Source organism: Marinobacter goseongensis, assembly GCF_023156235.1.
Lineage (GTDB): Bacteria > Pseudomonadota > Gammaproteobacteria > Pseudomonadales > Oleiphilaceae > Marinobacter > Marinobacter goseongensis.
Genome location: NZ_JAKZAI010000004.1, coordinates 158,220 through 171,185, shown reverse-complemented (window position 1 = coordinate 171,185; position 12,966 = coordinate 158,220). Strand labels below are relative to the sequence as shown.

Below are 12,966 nucleotides of genomic sequence, written 5' to 3'. Positions count from 1 at the left end.
TTAGCGCAGAATCACCAGAGGTTTTTCCGCGGTCTTGAGCATATTGGTGGTGGTGCTGCCGACCAGAAACTGACGAATGCGGGAATGGCCATAGGCGCCCATCACCAGCAGGTCGATGCCGTGCTCTTCCTGATAGGCGTGCAGGGTTTTTTCCACATCGCCGGCGCGAATCGCCAGGTGCACTTCGCAGCCCTGCGCCGCCAGCAGGCGCTCGGCCTCCTTCAGTTGCTCCCAGCGATCGTTGGTGTCCGGTCCGATCATCACCAGGTGCAGCGGGAAACCCCGGAACACCGGGCTGCTGGCCAGCAGTTCCACCCCCTTGAACGCGGTGGCGGAACCATCGAACGCCAGCATCGCGCTGCGGGGCTCGGCGTAGTCGTCCGGAACCAGCATGATCGGCCGGTGTACGCTGCGGATCACGGTTTCCAGCTGGCTGCCGATGTGAATATCGCGCTCGGTACTGGTTTCGCCGTGCAGCCCCATCACCAGCAGGCGGGTTTCGTGCTCGATGGCCAGCAGAGAATCGGTCAGGTCACCGTGGCGCTGGCGCTTGATCACGTCTGCAACGCCGTGGGAGGTTACCCGCTCCTCGGCGGCATTCAGCATGTGATGGCCCTGCTCCAGCGCCAGCTTGCTGCGCTTCTGGTCCAGTTCCGCCAGCTCTTCCATCAGGTGTTCGCGGCTGCCCAGGCCGATGGTACCGGCCAGATCGGTTTCCGCCGGATAGCGCTCCTGATCCAGCACATGAAACAGCGTCACCGGCGCCTGCAGGCGGTGGCTGGCCCAGGCCGTGTAATCACACACGGCCTGGGCCGCTCGGGAACCATCAATGCATGCTACGACCCGGGTCATCGTTACCTCGTTGCTGTCTTGTACGGATTCAACAGTCATATCAGTGCCCCATCAGCTGGTCAACCGCATCCGGCTTGTCGTGCACACCGAAGCGATCGACGATGGTGGCGCTGGCTTCGTTGAGGCCGAGGATCTCGACATCAGCACCTTCACGCCGGAACTTGATCACCACCTTGTCCAGCGCACCGACGGCGGTGATGTCCCAGAAGTGGGCGCGGCTGAGGTCGATCACCACTTTGTCCAGCGCTTCCTTGAAATCGAACGATGCGGTGAATTTCTCGGAGGAGCTGAAGAACACCTGGCCCACCACCCGGTAGGTGCGGGTTCCGCTGGCGTCATCCAGGTCGGAACTGACGATCATGAAGTGACCGATCTTGTTGGCAAAGAACAGTGCCGCCAGCAGCACGCCGGCCAGCACGCCGAACGCCAGGTTGTGGGTGGCCACCACCACAATCACGGTAACCACCATCACGATGTTGGTGGAGAGCGGGTGCTTTTTCAGGTTGAGCACGGAATCCCAGGAGAAGGTACCGATGGACACCATGATCATTACCGCCACCAGTGCGGCCATGGGAATCTGCACCAGCCAGGCATCGAGCACCAGCACCATCACCAGCAGGAACACACCGGCGGTCAGTGTCGACAGGCGGGTGCGGCCACCGGACTTGATGTTGATGATGGACTGACCAATCATCGCGCAGCCGGCCATGCCACCGAGCAGGCCGGAGCCGATGTTGGCGATGCCCTGGCCCTTGCACTCACGGTTACGATCACTGGTGGTGTCGGTGAGGTCGTCCACAATGGTGGCGGTCATCATCGATTCCAGCAGGCCCACCACGGCCAGTGCCACGGAATACGGCAGGACGATCATCAGCGTCTCGAGGTTCAGCGGAACATCCGGCCATAAGAAGATCGGCAGGGTATCCGGAAGCTCACCCATGTCACCCACGGTGCGGATATCCAGATTGAGGAACATGGCCACGGCGGTCAGCGAAACGATACAGATCAGCGGTGAGGGCAGGATTTTGCCCACGACCGGGAGCAGTGGGAACAGGTAAATGATACCCAGGCCGGCGGCGGTCATGGCGTAAACGTGCCAGGTAACGTTGGTCAGCTCCGGCAACTGAGCCATGAAGATCAGAATCGCCAAGGCGTTGACGAAACCGGTGACCACCGAGCGGGACACAAAGCGCATCAGCCCGCCCAGCTTCAGGTAGCCGGCACCAATCTGCAACACACCGGTCAGCAGAGTGGCCGCCAGCAGGTATTCCAGGCCGTGCTCTTTCACCAGGGTGACCATCAGCAGCGCCATGGCACCGGTGGCGGCCGAGATCATGCCCGGGCGGCCGCCGACAAATGCGATGATGACGGCAATACAGAACGATGCGTACAGGCCCACCTTGGGGTCGACGCCGGCAATGATGGAAAAGGCGATGGCTTCGGGAATCAGCGCCAGCGCGACTACGATGCCGGCCAGCAGGTCACCGCGTATGTTGGTGAGCCAGTTGTCTTGAATCGATTTGATCATAAACAGTTCCGCTTATTTCAGTACGTCAGAATGGCATGCTCCCCGCCTGGCCCGGAGACCTTCGGAGAGCAGATTACCAAGCTGTTCAGATGTGATTGATGACCATGTACAGGCCAACGGAGCCCATCACGATCATGTAGGGAAACGCCATCACCACCATGCGGCCGTAGGAAAGCCGTACCAGCGGTGCAATGGCGGAAGTCAGCAGGAACAGGAACGCGGCCTGTCCGTTGGGAGTGGCCACACTGGGCAGGTTGGTGCCGGTGTTGATAGCAATGGCCAGGGTCTGGAAGTGGTCGTAGCTGATGCTGCCGGCGTCCAGCGCCTGCTTGATCTCGCTGATGTAAACGGTGGCCACGAACACGTTGTCACTGATCATCGACAGCAGACCGTTGGCGATAAAGAACATGCCCGGCTGCTGTGACACGGGTAGCGACAGTACGTATTCGATGATCGGCTTGAACAGGTGCTGTTCATGAATCACCGCCACGATGGCAAAGAACACCACCAGCAATGAGGTGAACGGCAGGGATTCCTGGAAGGCCTTGCCGATCTGGTGTTCATCGGTGATGCCGGTAAACGAGGTGATCAGGATGATCACCAGCAGGCCGATCAGCCCCACTTCCGCCAGGTGGAACGCCAGCCCCACCACCAGAATCAGGGCGGCAATGGCCTGGATCCACAGCGCCGCCTGATCGGCTTTGGTGCGTTTGTTGCGCTCGTTATCGGCAAACTCCTCCAGCACCCGGCGCACCGGCTTGGGCAACCGCCCGCCGTAGCCGAACCAGCGCAGTTTCTCCAGCAGCCAGCAGGTGAGCAGACCGGCAAACAGCACCGGCACACTGACCGGCGCCATATGCAGAAAGAACTCGGCAAAATCCCAGCCCACCACCTTGGCAATCAGCAGGTTCTGGGGTTCGCCCACCATGGTGGCCACGCCGCCCAGGGCGGTACCGATGGCGCCGTGCATCAGCAGGCTGCGCAGGAACGCGCGGAAGTTCTCCAGATCCTCCCGGTGCAGCTCGATCACGTGGTCGTCGCTGCCGGCGTTGTGGTCCTTGTGCTGGTAGCCCTTGCCCGACGCCACCTTGTGGTACACCGAGAAAAAGCCCACCGCCACGCTGATGATCACCGCGGTCACGGTCAGGGCATCCAGAAACGCCGACAACAGCGCCGCCGCCGCACAGAACAGCAGTGACAACGCCGACTTGGAGCGCACGCCGACGAGGATCTGGGTGAAGGTGACCAGCAGCAACTCTTTCATGAAGTAGATGCCCGCCACCATGAACATCAGCAGCAGAATCACCGGGAAGTTGGTGAGCACCTCCAGATACACCGCATCCGGGGTAGTGAGACCGATCAGTAACGCCTCGATGGCCAGCAGGCCGCCGGGCAGCAACGGATAGCACTTCAGCGCCATGGCCAGGGTGAAGATGAACTCAGCGATCAGCAACCAGCCGGTAACCACCGGGCCGAATACCGCCAGCATGATGGGGTTGATGACCAGGAACAGCAGGATGATCTGCTTGTACCAGACCGGTGCCTTGCCGAGAAAGTTGTGGGTGAAACCTGAGATGACCGTGTTGGGCATTACAATATCTTCTGAGTGATCGGGCGGGTAACCAGCAGCACAAACCGGGTCCCGCTGAGGTAACGTGTCAGCGGGACCCTCTTTTCTTTCCTACTCTACGGTGACGCTTTTCGCCAGGTTCCGCGGCTGGTCCACGTCGGTGCCCTTGAGCACCGCCACGTGGTAGGACAACAGCTGCAGCGGAATGGTGTAAACGATGGGTGCGGTAATCGGGTGCACCGAGGGGATCTGCATCACGTGGATGCCGTCCTGGGGCTTCACATCGGCTGCCTTGTCAGCAAACACGAACAGCTGGCCGCCGCGGGCGCGGACTTCTTCCAGGTTGGATTTCAGCTTTTCCACCAGATCGTTGTTGGGCGCCACCGTGACCACCGGCATTTCACTGTCCACCAGCGCCAGCGGGCCGTGCTTGAGCTCACCGGCCGGGTAGGCTTCGGCGTGAATGTAGGAAATCTCTTTCAGCTTCAGTGCGCCTTCCAGGGCCACCGGAAACTGGGAGCCACGGCCGAGGAACAGACTGTGGTGCTTGTCCATAAAGGCTTTGGACATCTCGGCAATTTCGCCATCCAGCGCCAGCACCTGATCCACCTGACCCGGCAACTGATGCAGGGCCGCAACAATCTCGGTTTCGGTGTCCGCGCTCAGGCCGTTGTGGCGGGCCAGCGCCAGGGTGAAGATCAGCAGCGCGGTCAATTGTGTGGTGAAGGCCTTGGTGGACGCGACGCCGATTTCCGGGCCGGCCTGGGTCATGATCACCAGATCGGATTCCCGCACCAGCGAGCTGCCCGGTACGTTACAGATCGCCAACGCGGCGCGGAAACCGGCCTTCTTCGCCTGGCGCAGGGCGGCCAGGGTATCGGCGGTTTCACCGGACTGGGAGATGCACAGGAACAGGGTGTCGGGCTGGATCACATGCTTGCGGTAGCGGAATTCCGACGCCACCTCCACGGAGCAGGGCACGCCGGCCAGCTCTTCGATCCAGTACCGAGCCACCATACCGGCGTGGTAACTGGTGCCACAGGCGATGATCTGCACGTGGCGCACGTTCTCCAGCAGCTTTTCCGCGGAGGTGCCCAACGCCTGTTCCAGTACCCGGGTTTTGGTCAGCCGGCCTTCCATAGTGGCTTTGATCACCCGCGGCTGCTCGTAGATTTCCTTGAGCATGAAATGGCGGTATTCGCCCTTATCAGCGGAGTCGGCACCGTGTTCGAAACGAGTCACCGCACGTTCCACCGCCTGGCCGTCCCGATCGTGGATCACCACCCGGTCACGACGGATGTCGGCGATGTCGCCTTCTTCAAGGAACATGAAACGGTCGGTGACCGGCAGCAACGCCAGCTGGTCGGAGGCAATGAAATTCTCGCCAATGCCGACGCCGATGACCAGCGGGCTGCCCTCACGGCATACAATCAGGTGGTCGGGCTCGTCGGCGTGGATCACCGCCAGGGCGTAAGCACCGCGCAGGCGAGTGATAGCGGCACGCACCGCGTCAATCAGGCTGCTTGCGCTGCGGTAGTGTTTCTCGATCAGGTGGGCGACCACCTCGGTGTCGGTCTGGGAGGTGAACTCGAAGCCGTCGGCTTTCAGTTCGTCCCGCAACTCCTGGTAATTCTCGATGATGCCATTGTGCACGATGGCCAGGCGATCGCCGGACATGTGGGGGTGGGCATTGAGCTTTGACGGCTCGCCGTGGGTGGCCCAGCGAGTATGGGCAATGCCCAGGGTACCCTGCAGTGCCTTGGTGCTGATGGCATCAGCCAGGGCCGCCACCTTGCCCACTTCCCGGGCCCGATGCACGGCGTTATCGCCGTCGATGATCGCCATACCGGCGGAGTCATAACCCCGGTATTCCAGGCGGTGCAGGCCCTCCAGAAGAATACCCTGCACCTCACGTTCCGATACCGCACCTACAATGCCACACATGTGTTCATCACCTGTCAGAAAATTTGCTGTGTTGCCGGATAGTTCAGGACTTTTTAACCGGCCTGCTCCAGTCTGCGATATTGCGCTGACGCCCGCGGGCCACGGCCAGCTCACCGTCAGCCACGTCCCGGGTAATGGTGGACCCGGCACCGACGGTCGCGCCCCCGGCAACGTTTACCGGCGCCACCAGCGACGTGTTCGAGCCGACGAAGACGCCGTCGCCAATCACCGTCTGGTGTTTGTTCACACCATCATAGTTGCAGGTGATGGTGCCTGCACCCACATTCACATTACGCCCCAGTGTGGCATCGCCCACGTAGCTCAGGTGGTTGATCTTGCTGCCCTCACCAACCACGGCTTTCTTGGTTTCCACGAAATTGCCCACCTTGGTGTCGTCGGCCAGGCGGGTGCCGGGACGCAGCCGGGCATAAGGCCCGACCTGGGCGAAGCGGCCCACCTCGGCACCTTCGATCACGGAGTAGGCCTTGATGTCGGCGCCGGCCGCTATACGGGCATCACGGATCACACAGCCGGGGCCGATGGACACACCGTCGCCCAGCTCCACGTCACCTTCAAACACCACGTTGACGTCAATCAGGATGTCGTTGCCAATGGTCAGGTTGCCACGGACATCCACCCGGGCGGGGTCTGCCAGGGTAGCGCCTTCGGTCATCAGCCGGTCCGCTTCACGGCGCTGATACCAGCGCTCCAGTTCCGCCAGCTGGAGGCGGTTATTGACCCCCTGTACCTCGTACGCATTCCCGGGCTGCGACACCGCCACCGCCATACCGTGGTCCACGGCCATGGCAATAATATCGGTAAGGTAGTACTCGCCCTGGGCGTTGCGGTTCGATAACTGCGGCAGCCAGTCTTTCAGACGGCGGGCGGAGACCGCGAGGATGCCGGTGTTGACCTCGCGGATCTGCAGCTGGGTCTCGCTGGCGTCTTTCTGCTCAACAATCGCGGTCACCTGGTGCTGTTCATCCCGCAGAATCCGGCCGTAGCCCTGCGGGTTGTCCAGCGTGACGGTGAGCAGGCCCAGGGTGTCGTTGTCGATGCTGGAGACCAGCCCTTCCAAAGTATCCACACCGGTCAGCGGCACGTCGCCATAAAGCACCAGCACCCGCGCGTCGTCCGGCAGGTCCGGCAGCGCCTGGGCCACCGCGTGCCCGGTGCCCAGCTGCTGCTCCTGCAGTACCCAGTTGACCGGTTGGCCGGCAGTAGCCGCCTTGACCTGGTCTGCGCCGTGTCCGATCACCGCGTGAATCTGTTCGGCGCCGAGCTGACGGGCCGTGGCGATGACGTGATGCAGCATCGGCCGCCCGGCCACGCCATGAAGGACCTTCGGCAGCGCGGATTTCATTCTCGAACCCTGGCCGGCGGCCAGGATAACGACGTGTAACGGACTCATAACAACAGACCCCCGGTTCTATGGTCGGGTTGGATAGGCATAAACGAAAAAACCGCGTCCCTGGCAGACTGCCGGTTTCCCTCGAATCGAGCGATTCGGAAAGAAACCTGCAATCCGCGTCAGGATGCGGCTTCAGATCAGGCGAACCCGAAACTGGCAATCGCTGTTAACGAATGTTCTTGCGCAGTTTCTGGATGGTGCGCAGCTGAGCGGCAGCTTCTGCCAGCTCGGCTGCGGCACGGGAATACTCGAATTCGCCCGTTTTGTTTGCCAGTGCCTTCTCGGCTTCACGCTGGGCTTCCAGTGCCGCTGCTTCGTCCACATCCTTCGCGCGAACAGCGGTATCGGCCATCAGAGTGATGATGTTGGGCTGCACTTCCAGGTAACCCCCGGAGACGTACAGCACTTCTTCAGCACCACCCTGCTTGACGATCCGCACGGAACCGGGCTTGAGCGCGGTCAGTAGCGGAGCGTGGCCATACTGGATACCCATCTCCCCTTCGGTACCGGTAGCGGTCAGCATTTCTACCAGTCCGGAGAAGATTTTTTCCTCGGCACTTACGACGTCACAATGTACGGTCATAGCCATTTCTTACGCCTCTTGGGTCAGAAAGTGAAGAAAGGTTACTTACCTTCCTTCGCCTTCATTGCCTTAGCTTTCTCAATCGCTTCCTCGATGCCGCCGCACATGTAGAACGCCTGCTCGGGCATGTCGTCGTAATCGCCGTTGAGAATACCTTCGAAGCTGGCGATGGTCTCTTTCAGAGACACGTACTTACCGGGAGAGCCGGTAAATACCTCAGCAACGTGGAACGGCTGGGACAGGAAACGCTCGATCTTACGGGCGCGGGATACTGTCAGCTTGTCTTCTTCTGACAGCTCGTCCATACCCAGAATGGCGATGATGTCCTTCAGTTCCTTATAACGCTGCAGAACGTTCTGAACACCACGGGCCACGTTATAGTGCTGCTCGCCGATCACCAGCGGATCCAGCTGACGGGAGGTAGAGTCCAGCGGATCGATCGCCGGGTAGATACCCTTGGAAGCGATGTCACGGCTCAATACCACGGTGGCGTCGAGGTGCGAGAAGGTGGTGGCCGGAGACGGGTCGGTCAAGTCATCCGCCGGTACGTATACCGCCTGGATGGAGGTGATAGAGCCGTTCTTGGTGGAGGTAATACGTTCCTGCAGCTCACCCATTTCCTGGGCCAGTGTCGGCTGGTAACCTACCGCGGAAGGCATACGGCCCAGCAGTGCTGATACCTCGGTGCCGGCCAGGGTGTAACGGTAAATGTTGTCTACGAACAACAGTACGTCACGACCTTCGTCACGGAACTTCTCGGCCATGGTCAGACCGGTCAGGGCGACACGCAGACGGTTTCCTGGGGGCTCGTTCATCTGCCCGTAAACCATCGCTACCTTGTCCAGTACGTTGGAGTCCTTCATCTCGTAGTAGAAGTCGTTGCCCTCACGGGTACGCTCACCTACACCGGCGAAGACCGACAGACCGGAGTGTTCTTTGGCGATGTTGTTGATCAGTTCCATCATGTTGACGGTCTTACCAACACCGGCACCACCGAACAGACCAACCTTACCACCTTTGGCGAACGGGCAGATCAGGTCGATAACCTTGATGCCGGTTTCCAGCAGGTCGGCAGACGCGGCCTGGTCAGCGTAACCCGGCGCCTTGCGGTGGATACCCCAACGCTCTTCCTCGCCGATCTCGCCCTGTTCGTCGATGGGACGACCCAGAACGTCCATGATCCGGCCCAGCGTCTTGGTACCAACCGGTACGGAAATCGGCTTGCCGGTATTCTCTGCTTTCAGGCCACGCTTGAGGCCTTCGGTGCTGCCCATGGCGATGGTACGTACAATGCCGTCACCCAGCTGCTGCTGGACTTCCAGAGTTGTCTCACCACCTTCAAGCAGCAGTGCGTCGTAAACGCCCGGAACGGAGTCACGTGGAAATTCCACGTCGATAACCGCGCCTATGATCTGAACGATGTGTCCGCTACTCATGCTCGGTTCCTCGTTATCTTGATAGTCAATAAAACCAGTAGGACTGTGGGCAGCGTCAGACCGAGGCCGCGCCGCTCACAATCTCCGAAATTTCTTGCGTAATGGCTGCCTGACGCGCCTTGTTATAAGCCAGCTGGAGCTCGCTGATAATGTCGCCGGCGTTATCTGTCGCGCTCTTCATGGCAATCATCCGGGCAGCCTGCTCGCAAGCCAGGTTCTCCACCACGCCCTGATACACCTGGGACTCGATATAACGTGGCAGCAGCCCATCAAGGATGGGGCGTGAATCTGGCTCGTAGATGTAATCCCACTGGTGACCGACTTCTTCATCTTCGCCTTCCGGCAACGGCAAAAGCTGTTCTGATTGCGGCTGTTGCGTCATGGTGTTCACGAACCGGTTACCGACCAGGTACAGGCGGTCGATCTTGCCTGACTCGAAGGCATCCAGCATCACCTTGACGTTACCGATCAGCTGCTCTGCACTGGGGTTATCACCCAGGTGGGTCAGCGCGGCGACCACGTTTCCGCCGTAGTTGCGGAAGAAGGAGGCGCCTTTCTGCCCGATGGCACAGAGGTCGGTCTCAACACCCTTACTTTTCCATTCACGCATTTCGCGCACGAGGAGCTTGAACACGTTGCCGTTCAGGCCACCGCAAAGTCCCCGGTCCGAGGACACCACGATGTAACCCACACGCTTGACGTCACGCTCCAGCATGAACGGGTGCCGGTAATCCTGGTTTGCCTTGGCAATGTGCCCGATTACCTGGCGCATCTTGTCCGCATACGGGCGGGTTGCCTGCATGCGTTCCTGAGCTTTACGCATTTTACTCGCCGCCACCATTTCCATGGCGGAGGTGATCTTCTGCGTGCTCTTGATGCTTCCGATCTGGTTACGTATTTCTTTTCCGACGGCCATAAGTCACTGCCTTTTCAAGTTAGACACTCATGTGAACCAACGGGCCCGCCGCAGCGGGCCTCGGGTTTACCAGCTTTGAGTGGTCTTGAATTTCTCCAGAGCAGCTTTCAGGCCGGCGGTAATTTCGTCGTTGAAATTGCCGTCTGCACCGATCTTGTCGAGCAGGTCTTTCTGTTCGGCACGCATCCAGTCAATCAGCTGCGCTTCGAACTTGACCACACTGCTGACCTCGACATCGTCAAGGAAGCCTTCGTTAGCTGCGAACAGTACGGTGCCCATCTCAGCAACGGACATCGGGCTGTACTGGTTCTGCTTCATCAGCTCGGTGACGCGCTGACCGTGCTCCAGCTGCTTCCGCGTGGCTTCGTCCAGATCCGAGGCAAACTGGGCGAACGCCGCCAGTTCACGGTACTGGGCGAGAGCCAGACGGATGTTACCGCCGAGCTTTTTCATGATCTTGGTCTGGGCTGAACCACCGACCCGGGATACCGAAACACCGGCGTTCATCGCCGGACGGATACCGGAGTTGAACAGGTTGGTTTCCAGGAAGATCTGACCGTCGGTGATGGAGATCACGTTGGTCGGTACGAACGCAGACACGTCACCAGCCTGAGTCTCGATGATCGGCAGTGCCGTCAGCGAACCGGTCTTGCCCTTCACTTCACCATTGGTGAGCTGCTCTACGTAGTCCGCGTTGACACGGGACGCGCGCTCCAGCAAGCGGGAGTGCAGGTAGAATACGTCACCCGGATAGGCTTCCCGGCCCGGCGGACGGCGCAGCAGCAGTGAAATCTGGCGGTACGCAACGGCCTGCTTGGACAGGTCATCGTAAATGATCAGAGCGTCTTCACCACGGTCACGGAAGTATTCGCCCATGGAGGTACCTGAGTACGGGGCGAGGAACTGCATCGCGGCCGGGTCGGCAGCACCGGCAGCAACCACAATGGTGTGGTCCATGGCGCCGTGCTCTTCCAGCTTGCGCACTACGGCGGCGATGGAAGACTGCTTCTGGCCTACGGCAACGTAGATACACTTGATGCCGGTGTTTTTCTGGTTGATGATCGCGTCGATGGCGACCGCGGTCTTACCGATCTGACGGTCACCGATGATCAGCTCACGCTGGCCACGACCGATGGGAACCATCGTGTCGATCGCTTTCAGACCGGTCTGAACCGGCTCGTCAACGGATTGACGTGCGATAACACCCGGGGCCACTTTCTCGACCGGGGCGGTCAGGGAGGTGCCCAGATCGCCTTTGCCGTCGATCGGGTTACCCAGACCGTCAACCACACGGCCCATCAGTTCCGGACCGACCGGAACTTCCAGGATACGACCGGTACAACGAACCTTCTGGCCTTCTGCCAGGTCTTCGTAGTCGCCCAGTACCACCGCACCGACGGAATCACGCTCCAGGTTCAGCGCCATACCGAATGTGCCGTTGGCAAATTCGATCATCTCGCCGTACATGACGTCGGCCAGGCCGTGGATCAGTACGATACCGTCAGAAACGGAGAGAATCGTACCTTCGTTCTTTGCTTCGGAAGAGATGTCGAGCTTCTCGATTCTCTTCTTGATGATGTCACTGATCTCGGATGGATTCAGTTGCTGCATGCCTTTGTCCTCAAACCTTGTGCTGAAATCAGGAGCCCAGAGCCTTGGCCATTCTGGCCAGCTTGCCTCGGACTGAAGCGTCGATAACCAGGTCACCCGTGTGAACAACTACCCCGCCGATCAGAGACTGATCGACAGCGGCTTCCAGGGAAACCTTGCGCTCCAGCTTTTTGGACAGTGCGTCGATCAACTGTTGCTGTTGCTCGGCGGTCATTTCATACGCCGTGTTCACCTTCAGATTCACCGTGCGATCAAGATCCGCGCGATACTGGGCGAACAGGGCTGAAACTTCCGGCAACAGGGCCAGACGCTTTCTTTCAGCAAGAATCAACAGGAAGTTTCTGAGTGCTTCAGGCAGCGGCTCTTCAAAACAGTCTGCGAAGAGTTCCGCCTTGCGTTGCTCAGACAGGCCAGGATTGGCCAGGATGTTCTTTACCTCTTGGTCAGCCGCTACCTGAGCAGCGAAAGCCAGCGCCTGATCCCAATGATCAACGGCTTTCTGGTCTTGCGCGGCGCCAAAAACGGCTTTCGCGTAGGGTCGGGCTAACGTCGTCAGTTCTGCCATGATGACCCTCTTTTAGAGTTCTGCGGCCAGCTTTTCCAGCATCTCGCTGTGAGCTTTGGCGTCTACAGAGGTTTCCAGAATCTTCTCGGCACCGGCAACGGCAAGTGCTGCCACTTCTGCTCTCAGTGCGTCGCGAGCCTGAATACGCTCCTGTTGAATTTCCGCCCTGGCCTGCTCAATAAGCCGCTCGCCTTCCTTGCGGGCATCGTCTTTGGACGCCTCGACAATCTGGGCGGCACGCTTGTTGGCCTGGTCAATCAGGGCTGCAGCGTCTTCTTTCGCCTTGTGCAGTTCCTTGGAGGCTTTTTCCTGCGCAAGCTCGAGATCGCGTGACGCGCGATCTGCGGCAGAAAGGCCGTCGGCAATTTTCTTCTGGCGCGCTTCCATGGCAGCCGTGATCGGCGGCCATACATACTTGACGCAGAACCAGACGAAAATAGCGAAGGCAATCGATTGCCCTATCAACGTAAGGTTTATATTCACGGCAATGTACCTCTTGCTATTCGTTGCGTCCTGGTGTCCGGAGAACCGGGCGCGACCTCAGTTCAGT

At 59.7% G+C, this 12,966-nt stretch carries 11 protein-coding genes; all 11 read right to left on the bottom strand.

Annotated elements, in window-relative coordinates:
- A complete protein-coding gene (locus MLC70_RS04395) occupies positions 1-852 on the bottom strand; it encodes a universal stress protein (RefSeq protein ID WP_248181989.1) in 852 nt (283 codons plus the stop codon).
- A gap of 40 nt (positions 853-892) precedes the next feature.
- Positions 893-2,380, bottom strand: coding sequence for a SulP family inorganic anion transporter (locus MLC70_RS04390; RefSeq protein WP_248181855.1), 1,488 nt, complete (start codon positions 2,378-2,380; stop codon positions 893-895).
- A gap of 85 nt (positions 2,381-2,465) precedes the next feature.
- A complete protein-coding gene (nhaB, locus tag MLC70_RS04385; protein WP_248181854.1) occupies positions 2,466-3,971 on the bottom strand; it encodes a sodium/proton antiporter NhaB in 1,506 nt (501 codons plus the stop codon).
- A 90-nt stretch (positions 3,972-4,061) separates the two neighbouring features.
- Positions 4,062-5,894 (bottom strand): glutamine--fructose-6-phosphate transaminase (isomerizing), encoded by a 1,833-nt coding sequence (glmS, locus tag MLC70_RS04380; RefSeq protein WP_248181853.1) that lies wholly within the window; start codon positions 5,892-5,894, stop codon positions 4,062-4,064.
- A gap of 43 nt (positions 5,895-5,937) precedes the next feature.
- A complete protein-coding gene (gene glmU / locus MLC70_RS04375) occupies positions 5,938-7,305 on the bottom strand; it encodes a bifunctional UDP-N-acetylglucosamine diphosphorylase/glucosamine-1-phosphate N-acetyltransferase GlmU (RefSeq protein WP_248181852.1) in 1,368 nt (455 codons plus the stop codon).
- A gap of 166 nt (positions 7,306-7,471) precedes the next feature.
- The gene (locus MLC70_RS04370) at positions 7,472-7,894 is read right to left on the bottom strand and encodes a F0F1 ATP synthase subunit epsilon (protein ID WP_248181851.1); all 423 of its coding nucleotides are present in this window, start codon (positions 7,892-7,894) and stop codon (positions 7,472-7,474) included.
- 35 nt (positions 7,895-7,929) lie between these two features.
- Positions 7,930-9,324, bottom strand: coding sequence for a F0F1 ATP synthase subunit beta (atpD, locus tag MLC70_RS04365; RefSeq protein WP_248181850.1), 1,395 nt, complete (start codon positions 9,322-9,324; stop codon positions 7,930-7,932).
- Positions 9,325-9,379: 55 nt separating this feature from the next.
- Positions 9,380-10,240 (bottom strand): F0F1 ATP synthase subunit gamma, encoded by an 861-nt coding sequence (atpG, locus tag MLC70_RS04360; protein WP_248181849.1) that lies wholly within the window; start codon positions 10,238-10,240, stop codon positions 9,380-9,382.
- Positions 10,241-10,306: 66 nt separating this feature from the next.
- A complete protein-coding gene (gene atpA / locus MLC70_RS04355; RefSeq protein WP_248181848.1) occupies positions 10,307-11,851 on the bottom strand; it encodes a F0F1 ATP synthase subunit alpha in 1,545 nt (514 codons plus the stop codon).
- A 28-nt stretch (positions 11,852-11,879) separates the two neighbouring features.
- Positions 11,880-12,416 (bottom strand): F0F1 ATP synthase subunit delta, encoded by a 537-nt coding sequence (locus MLC70_RS04350; RefSeq protein WP_248181847.1) that lies wholly within the window; start codon positions 12,414-12,416, stop codon positions 11,880-11,882.
- A gap of 12 nt (positions 12,417-12,428) precedes the next feature.
- Positions 12,429-12,899: a F0F1 ATP synthase subunit B gene (locus tag MLC70_RS04345; protein WP_248181846.1), complete on the bottom strand. Its 471-nt coding sequence runs from the start codon at positions 12,897-12,899 to the stop codon at positions 12,429-12,431.
- Between the last annotated feature and the right edge of the window lie 67 nt (positions 12,900-12,966).